Raw genomic sequence first — 21679 nt, 5'->3', positions numbered from 1 at the left:
AATGGCTATTTCGATAATCAGGACCGCGATTTTCTGACAGGTAAACTTCAGCTCACCGAAGAGTTTCTTAAAACAGAGACGTTCAGGAACAAAACGGATATTAAGTCATTATCAGAAAAAATAAACGATGCGATGGTGGGGCACAATGGCTTATTCATTTCTATAAAAAACATGGAAAATGAAAAAATTGTTGAACTCTATGCCAAAAATTCTGTTGTTCCAGCGGTCCTGCTTAATAAGTCGGGTGATATTCTCGACTATATGATCCAGACGGAAGAAAATAACACCGTGTACCGCAGTATCTCGCGGCGGGTTGCCGTGACGCCGGAACAGGGTAAAAGCAAACATGTCATCATTACGGTTGCCACGGATACTGGGTATCACACCCTGTTTATGGACAAACTCAGTACCTGGCTGTTCTGGTTCAATATCGGTCTGGTCTTTATTTCTGTTTTTCTGGGCTGGCTGACCACACGTATTGGTCTGAAACCGCTACGGGAAATGACCAGTCTGGCTTCCTCCATGACCGTACACAGCCTGGATCAGCGTCTAAATCCCGATCTGGCTCCGCCGGAAATCTCTGAGACCATGCAGGAGTTCAATAATATGTTTGATCGCCTGGAGGGGGCATTCCGGAAACTGTCAGATTTCTCGTCTGACATCGCGCATGAGCTGCGCACACCAGTCAGTAATCTGATGATGCAGACGCAGTTTGCACTGGCTAAGGAAAGGGATGTTTCGCATTACCGCGAAATTTTATTCGCTAACCTGGAAGAACTGAAAAGGTTGTCACGAATGACCAGTGACATGCTTTTTCTGGCACGTTCAGAGCATGGTCTGCTGCGGCTGGATAAACATGATGTGGATCTGGCAGCCGAACTGAATGAATTACGTGAGTTGTTCGAGCCCCTGGCAGACGAAACAGGAAAGACAATCACGGTTGAAGGAGAGGGCGTTGTTGCCGGAGACAGCGATATGCTCCGACGTGCTTTCAGTAACCTGCTTTCCAATGCAATCAAGTATTCTCCCGATAACACCTGTACAGCGATACACCTTGAGCGTGACAGTGACTGTGTGAACGTGATGATTACGAATACGATGTCCGGCCAGGTTCCCGCTAATCTGGAACGTTTGTTTGATCGGTTCTATCGAGCTGATTCATCAAGGGTCCACAACACGGAAGGCGCGGGGCTGGGATTATCAATTACAAGGTCGATCATTCATGCTCATGGCGGCGAGCTGTCAGCAGAACAGCAGGGGCGGGAAATTGTGTTCAGTGTGCGCCTGTTAATGGATTAATCCCGTTCTTCAGGAGAAACCTGGAAGGTGACAAAATTGTCATCATTCAGTCACGCGATAAACAGAGGCGGTTTTTTATAATCATACATAAATCAGGAGCAGAGTGATAACGCAATCGCCTGGTTCCTGGAGTGATGAATAACCCGCCCTGAGATCAAATGCTTTCTCTGTTATAAGCCGTTGATTGTTTGGGTATGAAAACACCGGAGACCCAACCATGAAAAAGATCCTTGTATCATTTGTTGCCATTATGGCTGTCGCTTCATCCGCCATGGCTGCAGAGACAATGAACATGCATGACCAGGTAAATAATGCCCAGGCACCCGCCCATCAGATGCAGTCAACCTCTGAAAAAAGCGCTGTTCAGGGAGACAGTATGACAATGATGGATATGAGCGGACACGATCAGGCTGCAATGTCCCATGAAATGATGCAAAACGGCAACGCTTCTGCCCACCAGGACATGGCGGAGATGCATAAAAAAATGATGAAAGGCAAACCAGGGGCCACCAACGAATCAGCAACGTCATTTTCAGAAATGAACGAGCATGAAAAAGCCGCTGTTGTGCACGAGAAGGCGAATAATGGTCAGTCTTCCGTTATTCATCAGCAGCAGGCTGAAAAGCATCGCAGCCAGATCACCCAGAATTAACCCGCAGCTCCACTTGTTAGACCCTCATTTGACGCCGAAGTCACTGGCTTACGCTCCCGTCCGGGAGCGTTTTTTTTATTCTTTCATTTATCATTGAGTCTTATGGGAATGGATTTAATCAGTTACTTAATCCCTGCCTCAGCAACAAGTCCCGGAAAGAGCAGCTTTATATTCCGGGTTTTTCTGCTCATAACCTCAACGGTGGCGCTTAGGATGTACTTTGTAAGTACCCAGAGTGTGTGTCATCAGTACCGGTGTTAATGCACCAGCCCATTCCAGCCATGTATACCCATGTAAATCCCAACAGCAGCAATCAGGGCGCTTGAAATATAGGGGGCTCTTCTGGCGATGGTATTGAAGCCACTCCAGCGTTTGGCGACCTGACGAACGCTGATCGCCGCACCCACTCCAACCGTTACGAGGGTCAATGCCAGGCCGATACTGAAACAAACAACCAGTGTGGCACCCAGCGTAAGCGCTTTAAGCTGAAGGCAGATCAACAATACAGTTATAGCTGCCGGGCAAGGGATAAGCCCTCCTGTCAGTCCAAATATCAGGATTTGCCCGTTGGTTACTTCTTTCCCGTCGAAGCGGCGTTTTATGTCATTGGCATGAGCCAGTTCGTGAGCGTCCTGATACTCTTTCGAATTCACATCCAGCCCATCAAGCTCAGAGTGGTCATGGTCATGGTCGTGTTCAGCGAACGCCACATCATAGTCATGGACATGACCACGATGTCCCAGAGACAGACGTACGTTGAAACTGTGAGGCTCAGGGATGGGAGATGTTGACTCCAGATAATCACCATGATCAACAAATTCAAAAGTCTGAGAGATCGTACTGTTTTCCCGAAGTGTGGTTAATGAGATATCTTCAGAAGCCCATCTTTGGCCACTAAGAGTGCGTAGCCGCCAGTGGGGAAGTTGTCCTTCTTCAAAAATGGACAGTTCAACTTTTCCATGGCCAGTATCGATCAACCTTGTTTCGTCATGGTGATGATGTTCATTCTCCTGCATTCCCTCCAGCCAGTTTTTCTCACCGCTCCAGGTTCGCCAGAACATCCAAAAAGCCGTACCAAGGATGATCACTGAAGAGACCATCTGTAGCCAGGGTTCGGCTGATTCTGCGGTAAATTTATTACTGATATACATCCCTCCAAAAGCAATCAGCCATACGACTGCAGTGTGCGACAATGTTGCCGCGACACCCAGCATCACGGCCTGACGTACGGTGCCTTTTATAGCAATGATGAATGCTGCCATCATTGTTTTGGAGTGCCCGGGCTCCAGTCCATGAAGCGCGCCAAGCAGAATGGCGCTGGGGATGAAAAACCATGCGTTGCCTTGCTGAAGAAGTGTCGTAAATTCGTTCATGAGAATCATTCTTGGTTATTAAGTGTAGGCCGGATTCTACTCCCCCCCAGTAAAATATACTACCCCCCAGTAGAATAACGCTGGTATAGTTACATAAAATATCCAGGAGAGTGAGAGCCCACATGTCACATACCATCCGCGATAAACAAAAACTGAAAGCACGTACAAGCAAGATCCAGGGGCAGGTTGCTGCGCTGAAAAAAATGCTTGATGAACCTCACGAATGTGCCGCTGTACTGCAACAAATAGCCGCCATACGTGGTGCCGTGAATGGTTTATTGCGTGAAGTGATTAAAGGACATTTGACTGAACATATTGTTCATGAAAGTGAAGAACAGAAACGAGAAGAAGACCTGGACGTTGTGCTGAAGGTTCTGGATTCTTACATCAAGTGACAGTTTGGCTAAAAGCCCTGAGCATTAATTTATCTAAATAACACGTTATCAAGTGACGGTTTTGGGCTGTTTGTAGCGGCATAGTGAGTTTGTTTAATCAATGAGCTTTAAGATGCCCCCCTTCATGCAAGGCAACGCGTACATTTCTGGTACATCTACTTCCCTTACTTTGCTCAGGGCAACCCACATTGTTAAAGCCTCTACTCGCTGACCATCAAAATCACCCAACGTCAGATAATGGAAAAAAATTTTGGATGACATTTTGAAACGTGTCCTCTGCTGTGAACGTCGAGAGATGCTACGCGAGAAAGGAGATGACCTACTTAGTATCCTGTTAAGTAGGTCTATCTGAAGAAGTAGACAACTTTAAAGTCTTTTTCATGTTAAAGGAGACAACTTTAATGTCTGTGTACACCTGCTGGACTGTGTGATTGACCTGGCGAAAAAACTCTCACTGCATATCGTGGCTGAAGGGGTAGAAACGAAGGAGCAACTGGACTATCTCAACCGTAATCAGATTACCCTGTTGCAGGGATACTATTTTGGTAAACCGGTCTCGTATAAAGAATTTATTAAAGTCATCTTATCTAAGCCCCTGGAGAAGGTCAGTCTGTAAGAGATTTTTTTCTGTGAAAGGGGCCCAGTAATAATATCTGATGCCCGTTTGCGAAAAGCGAAATATCATCAGATTTCTGTTGTATGCTTAAGTGCAATTCATTTTCCTCTTATCCTGAGCTTTGTTACAGTGACTCTAGTTGTCAGCCAGGGATGTCAGGCGTGATAAGGTGGAAGAGCTCGTGCATGTGAAAAATACTTTTTACACAACAACTATTACCGTCATCATTGTCTCATTGTCTCATTGATCATTTCGCTGTCGCTTGCCGTCCAAATTACCACGTCCAGGCAGCAGTCAATCCAGCAAATAAATACCAGCGTTGCTAACCTGAGCCATACCTTAGACGTGTACAGCGAAGGGATCATGCGCCAAAGTGAAATGTTGATTACTTCGGTTTCCGACATAATCAAAATTTATGGCATGACCCCACAACAGGCCAAAAATATCCAGCGGATGATAAGCAATCAGGATAATCTTCTTATCCAGATAAATAATGTGGTTGTTTACGATGCGCAAGGGAATATTTTTACGGCACTGCATGAAAGTTTTTCCGGACCCCGGAAAGGGGTGGACAGGTCGTTTTTTATCTATCACAAAGAAAATAAGAGCCAGCAGATTTTTATTGGCCAGCCGGTGGTCAGCAGAACGAATGGTAAATGGGTCATAACCATTAGTCGTCGGCTGGAAACCCCTACCGGCGCGTTTAACGGTGTCGTTGTGGTTACGCTGGGTATCGAAAATTTTCTGGCGTTATACGGGCAGATCAATATTGGTCACTCAGGCGTGATCGGCTTAACAACCCAGTCAGGCGTGTTGCTGGTACGTCATCCGTTTAAAAATAATTACATCGGCGCAATTGTTTCGGATTCGCCTCTCTTCAGGACATACCTCAAGGTACAAAACGCGGGTATTGCCAGCTCTGTCTCACGGTTTGATAAAATCGAACGCATTTATGCTTTCGAGAAGAACAAGCGCTACGGGCTCGTCACCACCGTGGCGGTCAGTACGCAAGAAGCGCTCGCCCCCTGGCGCAAGCAGGCTCTCCAGCTTTCTGTACTCATTTTGGTTTTTACCGCGATACTCATTGCGGCGTCCTGTTTCCTCTATTCCGATTTATCCAGAAAAACACGGGATAACAGGGCGCTGAAGATTATTGCGTCTGAAGATGCGCTAACAGGGCTTTTCAACCGACGCATTTTTGATGAAAAAATTCTGTCAGAAATTGCGGCCTGTGCGGCCAGCGACGCCCCGATTTCGGTGTTGATTGTCGATGTGGACTACTTCAAAAAATACAACGATAACTATGGTCATCCCGAAGGGGACCGCTGTTTAACCCTGCTGGGAAATAGCCTCAGGGAGAGCCTCAACCGGGACAACCAGGTTGTGGCGCGCTATGGTGGGGAAGAGTTTGCACTGATCCTGCCAGACACGGATATCCAGGAAGCGCTCCGCCTCGGTCAGACGATCATTCGCAATGTCTTTTCGCTGCATATTGAACATGCTTTCAGTCCCTTCGGGCGGGTCACGGTTAGCGTCGGGATATCCACTGCGCGTGCCGTGGATATCGCGGGCAGCCAGCAGAACATCATTATAGCCGCCGACCAGGCGCTCTATCAGGCAAAACGTGCAGGGCGAAACCGGCACGCTTTTGTAGCGGTGTAGGCAAAAAAAAGCCCACTCTAGAGTGGGCAAGAAATACTGGAAGCAATGTGAGCAATGTCGTACTGAATACCTGAGCGTTTCACTCAACTATTCAGTGTTGAGAAAGATAATCTTTCTCAACAAAAGATGCAACCCCATATTTCTTGTGGTGCTGTTGATGAATAAACGCGCACTCTCTCACTGTGATGCTTATCACAAATTTCCTTTCTGAAATCCTGTGCTATCCTTTCTTGTGTCGTTGATTTAATGACAAAAACCATACGGAGAGGAAACTTATGGGAATTTTATCCTGGATTATCTTTGGGCTTATTGCAGGTATTCTGGCGAAGTGGATTATGCCGGGCAAAGATGGCGGTGGGTTTATCGTCACCGTAATACTGGGGATTATCGGTGCAGTGGTGGGCGGTTGGATCAGTACGCTGTTCGGCTTTGGTAAGGTCGATGGCTTTAACTTCGGCAGCTTCGCTGTCGCGGTGATCGGTGCGTTGGTTGTTCTGTTTATTTACAGAAAAATCAAAAGCTAAGCCTGATAAATGTTGAAAAAGGCTGCCATATGGCGGCCTTTTTACGTGGTGGGTTTACCACCAGCCTAGCTGCGAGCCTGCAACAGCCACGATTGCCACGATCAGCATAATGAGGGTTGTTTTTCTCATTTATGCCCCCGGAGCAGCGTAACCACCGACAAAAAACCAGGCCAAAAACACTACCGCCGTTATAAAAATAACGACCGGGAAGAGGATCCCTATTCTCATACCATCACCTGTTTCGGTTTTTATAACGCCGTAGAGTGTACGGGGTTAATCCATCGCGAGAAAGCGCGTTTTGCTTTTTCCTTTCTTATGCTGATACATCGCGACATCAGCCGCGCGTAATGCACTGTCCGGATCGGTCACGGTGGGGTCAACTTCAATCACACCGAAGCTGGCGCCAGGATAAATAATGTTCACGCTCCCCAGCCAGTATTCTCCTGCAATACGGGCGTCGAGGCGCGATTTTAGCAGGTTAATCTGTGTGCTCTCACCCGTACTGTTGGTCTGGCTAAGCGAGGCCACCAGAAACTCATCACCGCCCAGCCGGCCAATTATTTCGTCCGCCTGTTTTTCTTCAGTCAGACGTTTACCCACTTCAATCAGGAACCGATCGCCTGATTCATGCCCGTAACGGTCGTTAATCAGCTTGAAATCATCAAGGTCGATAAACGCGATGATGGCGTTGCGTTTAAGGTGCTTTGCCAGTGAAAACAGGGTCGTCAGCTCTTCGAAGATGGCGCGGCGGTTTGGTAATCCGGTAAGGGCATCGGTATAAGAGTGCGCAATGAGTGCCGCATTGGCTTCCCGAAGCTGGATCACCAGCGACTCTTTCTGAATATACTGGGCAATCAACCCGGCGAATAATTTCAGAACTTGTTCACCGCGGTCACTGGGATGTTTCTTTTCTGTGCTGGTGGCGCAGAGCGTGCCATAGAGTGAACCATCCGCAAGGTGAATAGGGATACTCATGTAGGTTGTAATGCCAAGGGCTTTCGCGGCATCGCAATCCGGCCAGCGCTCAGCCACCTCGTTACTGAACAACGTACCACTCTCAATGGCGCGCTTACACAACGTATCGCCCCACGGAACGCTCAGCCCCTCAGGGATCTGCATCTGCTTGCTGTTGCGGGCGTAGAGGATATGCTGCAGCCGCGCATTGATATCGACCTTCGTCAGGTAGGTGGACTCCATTTCAGTCACAATCTCCAGCATCTCCAGCAACTGGCGGACGAGACTTTCAAGGGACTGCTCAGTGGCGAGCGTTTCTGAAACACGGGCAAGGATAATATCCGACATGACGTAGGCTCACTCCCATGCAGAAGACGTCTGCATCTGCATGTTATGCTGAATTTTTCGACTTCGGGCATAGTAAAACATGAATATAAAAATTTTAATATTCATCACAGGGGAGCGGGGGAGAAAAAAAGCCCCGATGTTGAGACCGGGGCAAAGACATCTTGATTACGGAATGATGTTCTCTGGTCATTGAGAACACGTGCCACTGTAGTGTGGAAAAGTGCAGTTAAGATGGAGAAATCGTGGAGAAAGCGGCGATGACCCGTTACCCTTAAAGTCTGATGAAGTTAAAAGGATCAATGAGATGAGATTACTGCTTCTGGCACTGGCGTTACCGCTGGCCGCCTGTACCTCCAAAACATCCCCGCCTGATGCCCCGAAACCGCCCCATGTTATCGGGATGGCTAATCCCGCCTCCGTCTACTGCCTGAATAAAGGCGGGGAACAGGTCCCGGTTCAGAGCCCGCAAGGGGTTCGCACGGAGTGCAAGTTGCCTGGCGGCGAAGTGATCGATGAATGGGCGCTTTATCGTCGCGATCATCCGCAACCTGCCAGGTGACAGCGGGATAGTGGCTGCGGTACACTTCTCTTTAGGATTATTCTTAGCCTTTCGATGGCTACCGTTATCGTGAGAGAAGTATGTTTCAGCTTAAACCGGGCAGCATGGCGATGATCATCGGTGCCCGCACGGCGTCCGGCCGTCGTAATATTGGTAAATCTGTTGAACTGTTTGGCCTGTGTCAGCCCGGCCAGCGTTTCGTTAACCCGGTCAATGGCGTCATGACGCAGTTACCCACCACCTCGGATCGCGCGCTTTGGCTGGTGACCGGTGATGTCTTCGCGTTTGACAATCAGCATGGCTTTGCGTTTATTCGCGCCGAACATCTGATGCCGCTTACCCCGGATACGGCGCCGCAAATCCTTGATGAACTGATGATCGACTGACTAGACATTACGCAGCCAGTCGGCTAACACCAGGGCGTGATTGTGTTCCTTATCTTTCGCGCCATAGAGAAGGGTTAAGGTCTGCTTGCTGGCCAGCGCCGCAAGACGCAACCCCTCGTCCTTGTGCTGCGCCAGCTCTTCCCGGTATGCCTTGCTGAAGGCGTTGAAATCAAGGGTTTCGCTATGAAACGCCTTGCGTAAATCGTTGGACGGGGTGAGCGTTTTACACCATTCATCATACGCGAGATCGGTTTTCTTCACGCCACGCGGCCAGAGTCTGTCTACCAGCACCCGATAACCATCGTCCGGGCTTGCCTGTTCGTATACGCGTTTACACTGGATCATCTTTTCTCCTCATCTGTGGCAAAACGTTCTGCGTATTACTCTAGCACTTTGTCTTTACCCACCCAATTTAAGGTATTGTGATAATTGCAGAAGATCGGTAGTCTGAGGTTCCTTATGTTATCTGCTAATACTCAGGCATAAGGAACCTTTCATGGAACACCTCCCGGCTAAAACCACACTGCGCATTGCGCTGGTTGGCGATTACAATCCCGATGTTATTGCGCACCAGGCGATCCCGCTGGCAATTGACGACGCCGCTGCCGTTCTTGACCTCACCGCTGATTATGACTGGCTCGCGACCACGGAACTGACCAGCCCGGAAGATCTGGTGGGTTATGACGCTATCTGGCTGGTTCCTGCAAGCCCGTACAAAAACACGGCGGCGGCCTTTATCGCTGCACGCTACGCACGCGAAAACAGCATTCCCTTCCTCGGCACCTGCGGCGGGTTCCAGCATGCGCTGATTGAGTACGCCCGTAATGTGCTGGGCTGGCACGATGCGGCGCACGCCGAAACGGATACCGAAGGCACAATGGTGATTGCGCCATTAACCTGCTCGCTGGTGGAAAAAACCGATGCAATTGAGCTGCGCAACAATACGCTCATCGCCAAAGCCTATGGCAAACCGGAAATCGTGGAGGGATATCACTGCAATTACGGTGTGTCGCCGGAATTTGCACGGGAGCTGGAGAGCGGTGAAATGCGCGTCACCGGCTGGGACGAGCAGGGTGAAATTCGCGCCGCGGAGCTACTGACCCATCCGTTCTTCGTGATCACCTTATTCCAGCATGAACGTGCCGCGCTGGAAGGTCGACCGGTGGTGCTGGTACAGGCAATGCTGCGCGCGGCGCGCGGATAAAAAAGGCAGACCTGGTGGTCTGCCATTCTACTAACGGGGCGTGACCTCCCGGTCACGCCCGGCAAGCATACCGCAAACGGCCATGATCACGGCGGCCAGTGCACAGGCCAGAAGCGGATACCGCCAGTCACCGGCAGCATCGTGAATTTTGCCCATCAACGGCGGGCCACAGGCGGCCAGCAGATAGCCAACCGACTGTGCCATGCCGGACAAGGCCGCGGCCTGATGCGCAGAGCTGGCGCGCAGCCCGATGAAGGTCAGGCCAAGGATCATCGTTGCCCCGGTACCAAAACCAAACACCAGCGTCCACATGACCGCCATTCCCGGCGCAAACCACAATCCTGCTGCGCTTATCGCGCACAACAGCGCCACGACGCCGGCGATTGCTCGCTGATCCTTCAGACGATGGAGGATCAGCGGCACAGCGAGACCCGGAACGGCGGTGGCCAGCTGTAAGAGTCCGTGCACAGAACCCGCTTGGGCTTCGCTATACCCGTGGCTGAGCAGGATCGCCGGTAGCCAGCCGATGATGACATAGTAAATCAGCGAGTTAATCCCCAGAAAAAGGGTGACCTGCCAGGCGAGGGCAGAGCGCCAGATGGCGCGGTTATGTAACGCGCCTGCACCGGTCACCGTCGCAACGTGTTTCTGACGCCACTGTGGCAGCCAGAGCAGTAACGCCGCCAGCGGAAAGGCCATCAGCATTAGCAGGGCGCCATGCCAGCCGGCTTCCCCTTGCGCCAACGGAACAATCAGTGCGGAACCTAACGCCGCGGAGATCCCCATCGTCAGGGAATACGCACCGGTGAGTCTGGCAACCTGTCCCGGGAAGTCACGTTTAATTAACCCAGGCAAAAGCACATTGCCCAGTGCGATACCGCAGCCAATCACCGCCGTACCGATGAAAAGCAGGGGGGCGGAAGGCAGGGAGCGCACAGCAATGCCGACGCAAATCAGCAGCAGGGCGATAAACAGGCTGCGCTCCATGCCGATACGCCGGGCAACACCTGCGGCGAGCGGAGAGATAAGGGCGAAAGCCAGCAGAGGCAGGGTGGTCAGCAGACCGGTTTGCGCCGTACTCAAGCCATAATCGAGACGAATGGTATCGAGCAGCGGTGCTGCTCCGGTAAAGGTGACGCGAAGCGTAGTGGCAATCATCAGGATACCTGCGATGAGCAGCGCGCCCTGTTTTCCTGAAACCCGAATTGCAGTAGTCATTGTGTTCTCATACGTTCAAGCGAGCGCACACAATACCGATTTTCTCCACGGTTGAAATCAGGCTAAAATGACAGTTTATCGCTAATATCGGACAACCTGATGATTGGTCTCGGACTGGACGGCTACGATCCCGATAGCCAGCATGATGCGGCTGTCGCGTTTCGCATCCGCGTGGTGGCGCAGGAACAATACATTCCGCGACACCAACACCGTAAGGGACAGCTGATTCTGGCGCTGGGGGGAGCCATCACCTGCGAAGTGGAAAACGCCATGCTGATGGTACCGCCCCAGTATGCCGTGTGGATCCCTGGCCAGATGCCGCACAGCAATAAGGCCACGCCGGGTGCCCAGCTTTGCTTTTTGTTTATTGAACCCGGAGCGGTAAGTTTGCCCGATCGCTGCTGCACCCTGAAGATCTCCCCTCTGGTGCGGGAACTGATCTTATCGCTGGCGGAAAAATCACGTGAAGCGCTTTCGCTTGCTGCCACATCGCGTCTGGTGGATGTTCTTTTTGACGAGCTACCGCTGCAGCGTCAGGAACATTTGCAACTGCCCGTTTCGCCTCATCCAAAAATCCGGCTGATGAGCGAGAAGATGGCGGAAGAGCCTGCCGCCTGGCAGACGCTGGCGCAATGGGCGAGCCACTTCGCCATGAGTGAGCGCAATCTGGCGCGCCTGGTGGTGAAAGAGACGGGCCTGAGCTTTCGCCGCTGGCGGCATCAGCTGCAGCTTATTGTGGCGTTACAGCTGTTGATTGGGGGAAAGTCGGTACAGCAGGTGGCGCAGTCGCTGGGGTACGACTCCACCACCGCGTTTATCACGATGTTTAAGAAGGGGCTGGGGCAGACGCCAGCGCGCTATATTGCCAGCCTGACTATGACTTCCCGATAAACAGTGAGACCAGCCCGGCTGCAATCAGCGGGCCCACCGGAACGCCACGAAAGAGCGCCACACCGAGCACGGTTCCCACCAGCAGACCGGCCACCAGCGAGGGCTGGCTGCTCATCAGCGTAACGCCACGCCCGCCCAGCCACGAGACAAAAACGCCTACCGCTATCGCTATCAGCGATTTCCAGTTCACAAATGAGTGCAGCAGCGTCGAGGCAGGCAGCGTACCGCTGGCGATAGGTGCCATCACCCCAATGGTCAGAATGATGATCCCGATGGTGAGACCTTGTTTTTCTATCCACGGGAAAAAGGTGTTTAACGGGGTCACGCGCACAATGATCAGCACCAGAATTGAGATAGCGACGGTGGTGTTATGGCTGACAAAGCCAAGCGCAGCGAGGGCCAGAAGAATGAGCAGAGTCGGGTCAAACATAAGGAATCCTTGCCAAAAGAGTAAGCCTGCTTACTTTACGCGGAAACACGGCTGAAGACAGTTTTTAAAAAGATTTTACTGCTGTCATAACCCTGTCATTTACGGGGGATAAAACTGGGGCAGGCATCGAAAAAGGGGCGCAAAAATGTACGATCACATGTTTGTCGAAACGCTGATCATTTCTTCATCGTTTTTCGCTGTTGCCATTATCCTGGTCGCGTCAGTTATTTTTCTGGAAAAAAAAGGCTGACGGGATACCAGCCTACACGATTACGCTTTATGGAACGTCACCAGCTCAGGACGGGCGATACGCAAATAATCCTGCGTATCCATAATCACGGATTTTTCCAGCAGACCGGCGTTAAACGCGATTTCATCGAAACGCTCGAACAGGAGCGGGTCGGCCACCAGTGCCAGATCGGGATGGAAGCTAAAAGGCGGAATGGCGCCAAAAACGCAGGCGGTCAGGGTATCGACTTCGGCAGGGCTTGCGAGAGACGCTTTTATCCCCCCAAAATGGCTGGCAAGCTGGCTTAAATCGGCCTGCAGATCGGCGGCGAGGATCGCCAGAACGTGTTTTTTTACGCCGTTTCCCTTCACCTTACAGACCAGTGCTTTTGCCCCTTGCCCCAGATCGGTTCCGCGGATCTCACTCACCGCTTCACATTTCCCCACGGCGTCATGCTCCATGACGCGAAATCGTGCGCCCTGCTGGGTTAACAACGTAATGAGTTGCTGGTGGGTTGTTGTTCCCTTAACGTCATCAGACATAGCGATTTACCTGTTAAATACCAATACGCAGCGTTTAACCTTAGCACAGAATATTTCGCCGTTGGTATAGACGTTGCTGTTGGGCGATTGTTTTTCCCGCTGATTAGTGTCGGCATCAGAAGAGATTATATCCAGCTGCAATTTGCTGGTGAGATCGGAGAAAGATTTAAAAACGCTTAACAGGCATGAAGCTTCTCAGGTTTCATAAAGTGAAAGTCCTGAGAAGCGAGAAAAATTACAGATGTGATTTCTTTATCTCGAACTATTATCGGCGATACTCTTCAATTGCTCGTCAATAATATTCAGTATAGGCCGAACATCGGTATCCATCACGCGGCGCTCTTTCAGTCTAACCTGGATAGCTGATTCATAGTTTGGTCCCCAGACATCAGCATTATCTGCCTGAGCGACAAGCATTTTAAATGGATAGAGGCAAATTAGTTTTTTCTTAAATGCTCTGGATACATGCACGAATGATGTATCTGGAGAAATTACGAGTGCACTCTCTTTTATAATTTGTGCAGCCGAAAAGAATGAGGGCAATGAGCTCTTAGTGACATGATCTGAATCGGGAATAGGCTTTATTTTATGTTGTTCGCCAAGAATGATTAAGTGAAAAGTATCTTTATATTTAGCCATGTGACTGGTAATGGCCTCAATCTGCCCTGTTGAGAAGAAACGTTCACTCACACTGCCGTAAGGAATGAACGCAACCGTTTTTTTATCAGTGGTTTTCTTAAGAAAATCCTTTGCTTTTTGTACATCGTCGTCAGGTATGATCACTGTGTAATCATAGTTCTGTGCCGATATCCCCAGATGCTTCAGGAAATCAATGTATCTTGTGCTTATATGTGACAAAGGGCAGCTAATGTTAATTACTTCGTCATAGATACGATACTTCCTGGTAAAACCGATTGTTTTGTGTGGTTTTATTAGTCTGATTAAATTAAATGTTTCGACATTTGAATGAGTTATTTCATGCGAGTCAACAAATACAAAAGGTGGAAGTTCCCTTAACACCTTGATTAGCATCTTTTTGTTGTTAGGTTCATAAAAGTAAAGAGCTTCTAAATTGCGCCATTCTTTGAAGAGAAAGTGCGTCCTTTTATCTGCAATAACAGAGACCTGAAAATTGTTTCTTACCAGAGTCTCAATCACACCACCAATGACAATAGCATCACCAATCCCTTTACCAATGAAGGGGATAATCAGATGGTTTGTGCCCGACCCATGTCTCGTTCGAGAAGTACGCCCCTGAGCGGAAATCATACTCAATAAGTTAAGTTTTAACTTAAGTTTGATCCTTTTCAAAAAATAGTTTTTAGATCTGTTTGCTTTTTTTATCCATCGAAACATTAAAGACTCCTTGAATACTTATCTGGTGTTAGTTAGCGTAGTACCAATTTCTTTTCATTTTGACTAAAAGTCAGCGCGACATCCATAAAAATAGTATATGCATTCCCATCCACGAGGAGGCTCTCCACCCGTATATTACCTGTAGTGATTGCTTCCAGTCAGTACTGCGAGGTAGGCCACCTGTGCGTCAGTAAAGTCTGGTGCGCCCTGGAGTTGGGTAAGTTGTTCTGCCGTCGGTGGAGAAATATTTTCAATGGGCTGCATAACGCATCTGTGAAAAAGCCCTACGGGGCTTAACGCTTAAAATTATGTGTAAATGGCCGTGAGTTGCTGACTCTAACACTGGAGGTAAGGTGGATTCAATGTTCGGTTTTGGTAGGTCAGCAATACGTTCCTGCTTTGGGCAATTTTTATGCGCCTGTTGTTCTTCCTTCTCCGGATATGCTTATCCTTAGTTTATCGTATAGCTTATCCAACAAACATATAACCCTGGTAGGGCTGTGCCAATATCGGAAGAAAGAATTTTAGTCAAACATGGGATTGTTGAGGTATTAAATAATCCGCTTGCCCTTTACAGGCAAATTACCCTGAAAGCCAAAAGATCAGCCAGTTAGTATAAATAACTGGCTGATTAATGATGATTAACTTGTTGTTGAACTTTGTTTATGGAACAGTTCCCTGAACACCGGATAGATATCATCCTGATCGCGGATATGCTGCATGGCAAAGTTATCAAACATCGATTGCAGATGTTCATACTCACGCCACAGCGTCTGATGAGCACGGCGGGTAATTTCGATATAGCTGTAGTAACGCACCACCGGCAGAATTTTCTTCGCCAGAATGTCGTGACACAGCGGGGAGTCATCTGCCCAGTTATCGCCATCTGATGCCTGCGCGGCATAGATGTTCCACTGCGCCGGGTCGTAACGCTCTTTCACCACTTCATCCATCAGTTTCAGAGCGCTCGACACGATGGTGCCACCGGTCTCCTGCGAGTAGAAGAACTCATGTTCATCCACCTCTTTCGCCTGAGTGTGGTGGCGAATATAGACCACTTCCACGTTCTTATAGGTTCTGCTCAGGAACAGATAGAGCAGGATATAAAAACGCTTCGCCATATCCTTGGTGGCCTGGTCCATCGAACCGGAGACATCCATCAGACAGAACATGACCGCCTGGCTCGACGGTTCGGGGCGTTTTTCGTAATTTTTGTAGCGCAGGTCGAAGGTGTCGATAAACGGTACCCGGTCTATTTTAGCCCGGAGTTCGGCTATCTCTTTGCGCAGGCGTTCCTCTTCCAGCAGTTGCGCTGGTTCAGTATTTTCCACCACCTTCAGGCTGCTCTCCAGCTCGCGGAGTTCGCGCCGTTTACCTGCCGTCATGGCCGTGCGTCGCGCCAGAGAGTTCTGCAGCGAACGGACCACGCTGATGTTGGCGGGCACGCCGTTTGCGGTATATCCCGCGCGATGGGTTTTGTACTCGTTAAGCTGACGATGCTGGTTCTTTTTCAGATTCGGCAGCGCCAGATCCTCAAACAGCAGGTCGAGATACTCATCTTTTGAAATCTGGAAGACAAACTCATCCTGTCCTTCACCGTCCTGGCTGGCCTGTCCCTGACCGCTTCCTGAACCGCCCCCGCCGCCTTGCGGGCGCTCGATTCTGTCGTTCTGCACGAAGTGGTCATTACCTGGGTGTACGCGATGGCGAAGGCCGCCACGTCCCTGATGAAACATCGGTTCGCTGATGTCATCGGTGGGGATGGAGACAGATTCGCCGCTGTCGACGTCGGTCACCGAGCGTTTGTTGATGGCCTCGGAGATCGACTGTTTAATTTGCGCTTTATAACGGCGCAAGAAGCGCTGGCGATTTACCGTGCTCTTGTTTTTGCCGTTAAGACGACGGTCAATAAACCAGGTCATATATCCCCCGTACTGCATTTGCCAACTTGCAGTGTCCGGACGTGCCGGACATTTTTGTAGCCCGGCAGGCGTATGCGCTACCGGGCACTTGTACTTGTATTAAGACGATTTACGTACGCGCAGATACCATTCGCAGAGCAGGCGAACCTGTTTGCGGGTGTAGCCTTTCTCCATCATACGGTCGACAAAATCGTCGTGCTTTTTCTGCTCATCGGTTGACGTTTTGGTGTTAAACGAAATCACCGGCAACAGCTCTTCGGTATTGGAGAACATTTTCTTCTCGATTACCGTGCGCAGTTTCTCGTAGCTGGTCCAGTTCGGATTACGTCCGTTGTTATGCGCTCTGGCGCGCAGGACGAAGTTCACAATCTCGTTACGGAAGTCTTTCGGGTTACTGATCCCGGCCGGCTTCTCGATTTTTTCCAGCTCTGCGTTCAGGGATTCCCGGTCGAACAGCTGTCCGGTATCCGGGTCGCGGTACTCCTGATCCTGGATCCAGAAGTCAGCATAGGTGACATAACGGTCAAAAATGTTCTGCCCGTACTCTGAATAAGACTCCAGGTAGGCGGTCTGGATCTCTTTGCCGATGAACTCCGCATATTTCGGGATCAGGTAGCCTTTCAGGAACTCAAGGTAGCGTTCAGCCTGTTCCTGCGGGAACTGCTCGCGTTCAATTTGCTGCTCCAGCACGTAGAACAGATGAACCGGGTTGGCCGCCACTTCCGCATGATCGAAGTTAAACACGCGGGAGAGGATCTTAAAGGCGAAACGCGTGGACAGACCGTTCATCCCTTCGTCCACACCGGCGTAGTCGCGGTACTCCTGATAAGACTTCGCTTTCGGGTCGGTATCTTTCAGGCTTTCCCCGTCATACACACGCATTTTCGAGTAGATGCTGGAGTTTTCCGGCTCTTTCAGGCGCGAGAGAATGGAAAAGCGCGACAGCGTTTCCAGGGTGCCTGGTGCGCAAGGTGCGTGTACCAGCTCACTGTGGTTAAGCAGTTTCTCGTAAATTTTGATCTCTTCGGAGATCCGCAGGCAATAAGGCACTTTGACGATGTAGACACGGTCAAGGAACGCCTCATTGTTTTTGTTATTACGGAAGGAGACCCACTCAGATTCGTTCGAGTGCGCGAGGATAATGCCGTTAAACGGCAGGGCGGAAATACCTTCCGTACCGTTGTAGTTCCCTTCCTGGGTGGCCGTCAGCAGCGGATGCAGCACTTTAATCGGTGCTTTAAACATCTCGACGAACTCCATAATCCCCTGGTTGGCGCGGCACAGCGCACCCGAGTAACCGTAGGCATCCGGGTCGTTTTGCGCGTAGTTTTCCAGCTTACGAATATCGACTTTACCCACCAGAGCGGAGATATCCTGGTTGTTCTCATCCCCCGGTTCAGTTTTGGCGATAGCAATCTGTTCCAGAATGGATGGCCACACCTTGACGACGCGGAATTTGGTGATATCCCCACCAAACTCGTGCAGGCGTTTTGCCGCCCAAGGCGACATGATGGTGCCAAGATAGCGCCGCGGAATACCAAACTCTTTATCCAGAATTTGCGCATCTTCCTGCGGGTTAAACAGGCACAGCGGATGGTCATTCACCGGGCTACGTTCACCGTTAGCGCTCAGCACATAGATAGGGACGCGCTGCATCAGTGATTTCAGACGTTCAGCCAGTGATGATTTACCCCCACCCACGGGGCCGAGTAAATAAAGGATCTGTTTCTTCTCTTCCAGACCCTGGGCGGCATGCTTCAGGTAGGAGACAATCTGTTCGATGGCATCTTCCATACCATAGAACTCTTCAAACGCCGGGTATCGGGCGACCACCCGATTCGAAAAGAGACGGGAAAGCCGAGGTTCCAGGGCAGTATCAACCATGTTTGGCTCACCAATAGCCATTAATAGCCGTTCTGCCGCATTGGCATAGGCACTGCGATCTTGCCGACAAATGGTAAGAAACTCCTGCAGTGTGAACTCTTCGTCCTTGGCAGCTTCATAACGCTGGCGATAGTGATCGAATATATTCATGGCATGCCGTCCTTTCGTTTTTTAGCACAGGATAAGAGCCGTTCGTATGAGTAGTGGAGGCTCCCGGAAGAGAATCTCTCGCACCTCACTGCCAGAGCAGCAACCTGTGTGCCAGGTCAGACGCTAAGAACCGCAGGGTGTTCAGAAAAAACTCTTCTTAATTTAAAGCGTAGATGGCATTTGCAAAACTTGCATGCCGATAAAATCTAATTTCAATGACATATCAATAACTCATCCAAAAATTTCCCCTGCTGTTTTAGGGTAAAAGCACGTTTTTCATTCAGTAGTCATATAAATGAAAGCAGGCTGTCACCTGAAAAGTTGAAAATAACGGGTTAATCAGACTGATTAGCAGGCAAAAAATTTTGGGATGTACGACAATGGCGGTTAAACTTCTCTCGCTGATTATTTGACTACAGGAAAGAATGGATTGTGACCAAACTCAAACTTCTGGCATTGGGCGTACTTGCCGCAACCGCTGTTAGCACCGCACAGGCGGCGGAAAGTCAGTGGACTGTTGGCGCGGGCGTTGGCGTGATTAACAGCCCATACAAACAGTATGATCGTGATGTTTATCCAGTTCCGGTTGTCACCTATGAAGGCGATAACTTCTGGTTCCGCGGTCTGGGCGGTGGCTACTATCTCTGGAATGATACGGCCGACAAGCTCTCCATCATGGCTTACTACGATCCGACGCACTTCAAGCCGGGTGACAGCGACAGCCATGCGCTTCGCCAGCTCGACAAGCGTAAGAGCACCATGATGGCGGGACTCTCTTATGTGCATAACACCGAATATGGCTTCCTGCGTACCGCACTTGCGGGGGATACGCTGGATAACAGCAACGGTTTTATCTGGGATCTGGCCTGGCTCTATCGCTACACCAACGGTGCGTTAACGCTAACCCCGGGTATCGGTGTGCAATATAACAGTGAGAACTACAACGACTACTACTATGGTGTTTCTAAGAACGAATCCCGTCGTAGCGGTCTGAAGAGCTACAGTGCGGACGACGGCTGGGATCCGTACCTTGAGCTGACGGCGAGCTATAACTTCCTCGGTGACTGGAACGTCTACGGTACCGGGCGCTATGAGCGTCTGAGCGATGAAGTGAAAGACAGCCCGATGGTTGATAAGTCCTGGGCGGGCATATTCTCAGTCGGTGTGTCCTACAAGTTCTGATTGTGCATTAAAACAGTGCAATCATTGCATCAAAACGGGGCGCTTGCGCCCCGTTTGCATTGGTGTGGTGCAACGAAAAAGAGGGGATGATATGAGCGTAAAAACCGTGACCTTTTCCGCAGGGCGTCCACTTCCGGCTATCGGACAGGGTACCTGGTATATGGGAGAAAAAGCCAGCCAGCGTAAATCCGAAGTGAATGCACTGCGGGCGGGCATTGATCTGGGGTTAACGTTAATTGATACCGCTGAAATGTATGCCGAAGGCGGAGCGGAAGAGGTGGTCGGGGAGGCCATTAAAGGCCAGCGCGACAACGTTTTTCTGGTATCAAAAGTCTACCCGTGGAACGCTGGCGGTCAGAAAGGCCAGGCGGCGTGTGATGCCAGTCTGCGACGTCTTGGGACAGACCATATTGATCTCTACCTTCTGCACTGGCGCGGTAACTATGGCCTGGATGAAACCATTACGCTGATGGACACACTCCAGCAGCAGGGAAAAATTGGCCGCTGGGGCGTCTCAAACCTGGATTATGAAGATATGCAGGCGCTGTGGCGTGAAGAGGGCGGTTCCGCCTGTGCCACTAATCAGGTGCTTTATCATCTGGCGTCACGGGGAATTGAATTTGATCTGCTTCCCTGGTGTCAGCAACAGGCGATGCCGGTGATGGCTTACTGCCCGCTGGCTCAGGCCGGTCGCCTGCGTTCGGGGCTGATGAACCATCCGGTCGTGAATGCCATCGCGCATAACCACCGCGCCACTGCCGCCCAAATTCTGCTGGCGTGGGTTATCCGCCATCAGGGTGTTATTGCCATACCGAAAGCGGCCTCGATTGAGCATGTTAACGCCAACGCTGGAGCGCTGGAGATAACCCTCACCGCGGAAGAACGTCACAAACTGGATAATGCTTTTCCGCCACCCACCCATAAACGCCCGCTGGATGTCGTTTAATCCTGACGCATGCCCCTCTCCTTTACAGGAAGAGGGGCAGAAGCGTATTAGCGCTTCACGATACTGATTGTCTGCCCTAAGCGAGACGGTTTTTCTTCGCTGGTTTTTTGTGGCGCAGTGACGCACGCCGTTTCCACACAGACGAACGTTTTGTAACCGTCATCAGGCACGTCGGCCATACTGACAGAAAGTGCCGGGCCTGGGTTCCAGCCCACCACGTTGCTGTGATGGTGGTGTACCACTTCGATACCACGGTTCAGGGCGCTGTCGTGGATCACGTTGCACGCTTCCGGATGCAGGTAAACGCGGTCAGTACGGTCCGGGAACGTCTGAATGCCGTCGCTCAGTTTTCCTTCTTTCGCGTTATCCACTTTGTCGATAAAGGTATCGCCAAGGCCGCTCACCTTCACAGCGCTGATGTCACCAACGTTGAAATAGGTGTGCAGGGCGGAGGTGGTTTCAAATTCACCGTGCGCTTCCAGTTCGATTTCGCAGGTTTTGCCCAGCTTGAAGCGTGCGTACAGGGTGAAATCGTGCGGCCACAGGGCGCGGGTTTCATCATTCGCCTGCAGCTCAAAGGTCAGTACCGCACCGTTATCGTCTTCATTGTGCGCTTTCAGCGTCCACTGCTGGTTACGGGCAAAACCGTGAGAGGGTAGGCCTTTCTCAGCGGAAGGACCAAACCATGGCCAGCAAATAGGCACGCCGCCGCGAATCGCATCCCCTTTTTTAAAGGAGGTCGCGTCGCTCAGCCACAGTGCTTCCGTTTCGCCTTCAGGTTTCCAGGAGAGCAGGTGTGCGCCGTTCAGCGCCACGGAGGCTTTTACGCGCGGGTGGTCAACGACGATGATATCCGCACCATCAATCTGTCGGCGGGAGAGCACAGGGGTAAGTTGTTCGACTACCGGAAGTGCAAAAATTTTATTAATCATTAAGCAATCCTCTGTCTAAAAACAA

The 21679-nt window shown here is 50.6% G+C and carries 23 protein-coding genes and 2 pseudogenes; 13 read left to right on the top strand and 12 right to left on the bottom strand.

Annotated elements, in window-relative coordinates:
* Together pcoS and F8561_RS15915 are read left to right on the top strand one after the other, a co-directional pair.
* Window positions 1-1299: copper resistance membrane spanning protein PcoS (gene pcoS / locus F8561_RS15920; RefSeq protein ID WP_151887691.1), on the top strand; the 1299-nt coding region annotated here is incomplete at its 5' end.
* Between the two features lie 217 nt (window positions 1300-1516).
* Window positions 1517-1951 carry a hypothetical protein gene (locus F8561_RS15915; protein ID WP_000723070.1) on the top strand — a complete coding sequence of 145 codons (435 nt, stop codon included), beginning with the start codon at window positions 1517-1519 and terminating at the stop codon, window positions 1949-1951.
* A 257-nt stretch (window positions 1952-2208) separates the two neighbouring features.
* Here F8561_RS15915 and F8561_RS15910 read toward each other — a convergent pair whose 3' ends face one another.
* On the bottom strand, window positions 2209-3324 hold the full coding sequence (locus tag F8561_RS15910) for a nickel/cobalt efflux protein RcnA (protein WP_001572377.1): 1116 nt from the start codon (window positions 3322-3324) through the stop codon (window positions 2209-2211).
* Between the two features lie 122 nt (window positions 3325-3446).
* On the opposite strand from F8561_RS15910, the gene rcnR reads away from it, so the two are divergent.
* From rcnR to F8561_RS15890, 4 genes and pseudogenes are all read left to right on the top strand, one after another.
* On the top strand, window positions 3447-3719 hold the full coding sequence (gene rcnR / locus F8561_RS15905) for a Ni(II)/Co(II)-binding transcriptional repressor RcnR (protein ID WP_000019951.1): 273 nt from the start codon (window positions 3447-3449) through the stop codon (window positions 3717-3719).
* Window positions 3720-4134: 415 nt separating this feature from the next.
* Window positions 4135-4335 (top strand): annotated as a pseudogene (locus tag F8561_RS15900) (EAL domain-containing protein); the annotation flags it as partial.
* A gap of 181 nt (window positions 4336-4516) precedes the next feature.
* Window positions 4517-5997: pseudogene (locus F8561_RS15895) on the top strand (diguanylate cyclase).
* A gap of 275 nt (window positions 5998-6272) precedes the next feature.
* Window positions 6273-6521 carry a GlsB/YeaQ/YmgE family stress response membrane protein gene (locus F8561_RS15890; protein WP_006174788.1) on the top strand — a complete coding sequence of 83 codons (249 nt, stop codon included), beginning with the start codon at window positions 6273-6275 and terminating at the stop codon, window positions 6519-6521.
* Window positions 6522-6575: 54 nt separating this feature from the next.
* Here the strand turns inward: F8561_RS15890 and yoaJ are convergent, their stop codons facing one another.
* The 3 genes from yoaJ to F8561_RS15875 are packed head-to-tail and all read right to left on the bottom strand — an operon-like array spanning window position 6576 to window position 7823.
* Entirely contained in the window at window positions 6576-6650 is a 75-nt protein-coding gene (yoaJ, locus tag F8561_RS24660) for a protein YoaJ (protein WP_071605476.1), read from the bottom strand.
* The gene (locus tag F8561_RS15880) at window positions 6651-6749 is read right to left on the bottom strand and encodes a YoaK family small membrane protein (RefSeq protein WP_014883431.1); all 99 of its coding nucleotides are present in this window, start codon (window positions 6747-6749) and stop codon (window positions 6651-6653) included.
* Between the two features lie 45 nt (window positions 6750-6794).
* Complete coding sequence (locus F8561_RS15875; RefSeq protein ID WP_151887689.1) at window positions 6795-7823, bottom strand: sensor domain-containing diguanylate cyclase; 1029 nt, start codon at window positions 7821-7823, stop codon at window positions 6795-6797.
* 304 nt (window positions 7824-8127) lie between these two features.
* Between F8561_RS15875 and F8561_RS15870 the strand changes: the two genes are divergently transcribed.
* Window positions 8128-8382, top strand: a complete 255-nt coding sequence (locus F8561_RS15870) for a DUF333 domain-containing protein (RefSeq protein ID WP_020884447.1) — start codon at window positions 8128-8130, stop codon at window positions 8380-8382.
* An 80-nt stretch (window positions 8383-8462) separates the two neighbouring features.
* Window positions 8463-8768, top strand: coding sequence for a hypothetical protein (locus F8561_RS15865; RefSeq protein WP_020884446.1), 306 nt, complete (start codon window positions 8463-8465; stop codon window positions 8766-8768).
* On the opposite strand, the gene F8561_RS15860 is transcribed toward F8561_RS15865, so the two are convergent.
* Window positions 8769-9113: a DUF488 domain-containing protein gene (locus F8561_RS15860; RefSeq protein ID WP_014169629.1), complete on the bottom strand. Its 345-nt coding sequence runs from the start codon at window positions 9111-9113 to the stop codon at window positions 8769-8771. It lies immediately after the preceding gene.
* 151 nt (window positions 9114-9264) lie between these two features.
* Here F8561_RS15860 and F8561_RS15855 point away from each other — a divergent pair, with 151 nt between their 5' ends.
* On the top strand, window positions 9265-9972 hold the full coding sequence (locus F8561_RS15855) for a CTP synthase (RefSeq protein WP_014169630.1): 708 nt from the start codon (window positions 9265-9267) through the stop codon (window positions 9970-9972).
* Window positions 9973-10002: 30 nt separating this feature from the next.
* Here F8561_RS15855 and F8561_RS15850 read toward each other — a convergent pair whose 3' ends face one another.
* The gene (locus tag F8561_RS15850; protein ID WP_014169631.1) at window positions 10003-11190 is read right to left on the bottom strand and encodes a CynX/NimT family MFS transporter; all 1188 of its coding nucleotides are present in this window, start codon (window positions 11188-11190) and stop codon (window positions 10003-10005) included.
* A 99-nt stretch (window positions 11191-11289) separates the two neighbouring features.
* Between F8561_RS15850 and F8561_RS15845 the strand changes: the two genes are divergently transcribed.
* A complete protein-coding gene (locus F8561_RS15845; RefSeq protein WP_014169632.1) occupies window positions 11290-12081 on the top strand; it encodes an AraC family transcriptional regulator in 792 nt (263 codons plus the stop codon).
* On the opposite strand, the gene F8561_RS15840 is transcribed toward F8561_RS15845, so the two are convergent.
* The gene (locus F8561_RS15840) at window positions 12065-12511 is read right to left on the bottom strand and encodes a DUF441 domain-containing protein (RefSeq protein WP_014169633.1); all 447 of its coding nucleotides are present in this window, start codon (window positions 12509-12511) and stop codon (window positions 12065-12067) included. The two genes, F8561_RS15845 and F8561_RS15840, sit on opposite strands and share 17 nt — an antisense overlap.
* A gap of 145 nt (window positions 12512-12656) precedes the next feature.
* Between F8561_RS15840 and yoaI the strand changes: the two genes are divergently transcribed.
* Window positions 12657-12761: a small membrane protein YoaI gene (yoaI, locus tag F8561_RS24415; RefSeq protein WP_014169634.1), complete on the top strand. Its 105-nt coding sequence runs from the start codon at window positions 12657-12659 to the stop codon at window positions 12759-12761.
* Window positions 12762-12781: 20 nt separating this feature from the next.
* Here yoaI and F8561_RS15835 read toward each other — a convergent pair whose 3' ends face one another.
* From F8561_RS15835 to yeaG, 4 genes are all read right to left on the bottom strand, one after another.
* Window positions 12782-13282, bottom strand: a complete 501-nt coding sequence (locus tag F8561_RS15835) for a YbaK/prolyl-tRNA synthetase associated domain-containing protein (RefSeq protein ID WP_014169635.1) — start codon at window positions 13280-13282, stop codon at window positions 12782-12784.
* Between the two features lie 252 nt (window positions 13283-13534).
* Window positions 13535-14638, bottom strand: coding sequence for a glycosyltransferase family 9 protein (locus F8561_RS15830; protein ID WP_151887688.1), 1104 nt, complete (start codon window positions 14636-14638; stop codon window positions 13535-13537).
* Window positions 14639-15279: 641 nt separating this feature from the next.
* A complete protein-coding gene (locus F8561_RS15825) occupies window positions 15280-16560 on the bottom strand; it encodes a YeaH/YhbH family protein (protein ID WP_049022945.1) in 1281 nt (426 codons plus the stop codon).
* 99 nt (window positions 16561-16659) lie between these two features.
* A complete protein-coding gene (yeaG, locus tag F8561_RS15820) occupies window positions 16660-18594 on the bottom strand; it encodes a protein kinase YeaG (protein ID WP_014169637.1) in 1935 nt (644 codons plus the stop codon).
* A gap of 432 nt (window positions 18595-19026) precedes the next feature.
* Here yeaG and F8561_RS15815 point away from each other — a divergent pair, with 432 nt between their 5' ends.
* Both F8561_RS15815 and F8561_RS15810 read left to right on the top strand, forming a co-directional pair.
* Window positions 19027-19776, top strand: a complete 750-nt coding sequence (locus F8561_RS15815; RefSeq protein WP_014169638.1) for a MipA/OmpV family protein — start codon at window positions 19027-19029, stop codon at window positions 19774-19776.
* A gap of 91 nt (window positions 19777-19867) precedes the next feature.
* Window positions 19868-20722: an aldo/keto reductase gene (locus F8561_RS15810; protein WP_047955464.1), complete on the top strand. Its 855-nt coding sequence runs from the start codon at window positions 19868-19870 to the stop codon at window positions 20720-20722.
* Window positions 20723-20769: 47 nt separating this feature from the next.
* Here F8561_RS15810 and F8561_RS15805 read toward each other — a convergent pair whose 3' ends face one another.
* On the bottom strand, window positions 20770-21654 hold the full coding sequence (locus tag F8561_RS15805; protein ID WP_063156113.1) for a D-hexose-6-phosphate mutarotase: 885 nt from the start codon (window positions 21652-21654) through the stop codon (window positions 20770-20772).
* Between the last annotated feature and the right edge of the window lie 25 nt (window positions 21655-21679).

Origin of the sequence: Enterobacter sp. 198 (assembly GCF_009025585.1) — a bacterium.
In the GTDB taxonomy this organism is placed as follows: Bacteria; Pseudomonadota; Gammaproteobacteria; order Enterobacterales; family Enterobacteriaceae; genus Enterobacter; species Enterobacter ludwigii.
This window is presented reverse-complemented; position numbering and strand designations above follow the sequence as displayed.

What these genes read in the sequence shown, in the direction of transcription:
- F8561_RS15915 (WP_000723070.1), top strand. Translation starts at nt 1,517, where the DNA reads ATGAAAAAGATCCTTGTATCATTTGTTGCCATTATGGCTGTCGCTTCA.
- F8561_RS15910 (WP_001572377.1), bottom strand. Translation starts at nt 3,324, where the DNA reads ATGAACGAATTTACGACACTTCTTCAGCAAGGCAACGCATGGTTTTTC.
- rcnR (WP_000019951.1), top strand. Translation starts at nt 3,447, where the DNA reads ATGTCACATACCATCCGCGATAAACAAAAACTGAAAGCACGTACAAGC.
- F8561_RS15890 (WP_006174788.1), top strand. Translation starts at nt 6,273, where the DNA reads ATGGGAATTTTATCCTGGATTATCTTTGGGCTTATTGCAGGTATTCTG.
- F8561_RS15880 (WP_014883431.1), bottom strand. Translation starts at nt 6,749, where the DNA reads ATGAGAATAGGGATCCTCTTCCCGGTCGTTATTTTTATAACGGCGGTA.
- F8561_RS15875 (WP_151887689.1), bottom strand. Translation starts at nt 7,823, where the DNA reads ATGTCGGATATTATCCTTGCCCGTGTTTCAGAAACGCTCGCCACTGAG.
- F8561_RS15870 (WP_020884447.1), top strand. Translation starts at nt 8,128, where the DNA reads ATGAGATTACTGCTTCTGGCACTGGCGTTACCGCTGGCCGCCTGTACC.
- F8561_RS15865 (WP_020884446.1), top strand. Translation starts at nt 8,463, where the DNA reads ATGTTTCAGCTTAAACCGGGCAGCATGGCGATGATCATCGGTGCCCGC.
- F8561_RS15860 (WP_014169629.1), bottom strand. Translation starts at nt 9,113, where the DNA reads ATGATCCAGTGTAAACGCGTATACGAACAGGCAAGCCCGGACGATGGT.
- F8561_RS15855 (WP_014169630.1), top strand. Translation starts at nt 9,265, where the DNA reads ATGGAACACCTCCCGGCTAAAACCACACTGCGCATTGCGCTGGTTGGC.
- F8561_RS15850 (WP_014169631.1), bottom strand. Translation starts at nt 11,190, where the DNA reads ATGACTACTGCAATTCGGGTTTCAGGAAAACAGGGCGCGCTGCTCATC.
- F8561_RS15845 (WP_014169632.1), top strand. Translation starts at nt 11,290, where the DNA reads ATGATTGGTCTCGGACTGGACGGCTACGATCCCGATAGCCAGCATGAT.
- F8561_RS15840 (WP_014169633.1), bottom strand. Translation starts at nt 12,511, where the DNA reads ATGTTTGACCCGACTCTGCTCATTCTTCTGGCCCTCGCTGCGCTTGGC.
- yoaI (WP_014169634.1), top strand. Translation starts at nt 12,657, where the DNA reads ATGTACGATCACATGTTTGTCGAAACGCTGATCATTTCTTCATCGTTT.
- F8561_RS15835 (WP_014169635.1), bottom strand. Translation starts at nt 13,282, where the DNA reads ATGTCTGATGACGTTAAGGGAACAACAACCCACCAGCAACTCATTACG.
- F8561_RS15830 (WP_151887688.1), bottom strand. Translation starts at nt 14,638, where the DNA reads ATGTTTCGATGGATAAAAAAAGCAAACAGATCTAAAAACTATTTTTTG.
- F8561_RS15825 (WP_049022945.1), bottom strand. Translation starts at nt 16,560, where the DNA reads ATGACCTGGTTTATTGACCGTCGTCTTAACGGCAAAAACAAGAGCACG.
- yeaG (WP_014169637.1), bottom strand. Translation starts at nt 18,594, where the DNA reads ATGAATATATTCGATCACTATCGCCAGCGTTATGAAGCTGCCAAGGAC.
- F8561_RS15810 (WP_047955464.1), top strand. Translation starts at nt 19,868, where the DNA reads ATGAGCGTAAAAACCGTGACCTTTTCCGCAGGGCGTCCACTTCCGGCT.
- F8561_RS15805 (WP_063156113.1), bottom strand. Translation starts at nt 21,654, where the DNA reads ATGATTAATAAAATTTTTGCACTTCCGGTAGTCGAACAACTTACCCCT.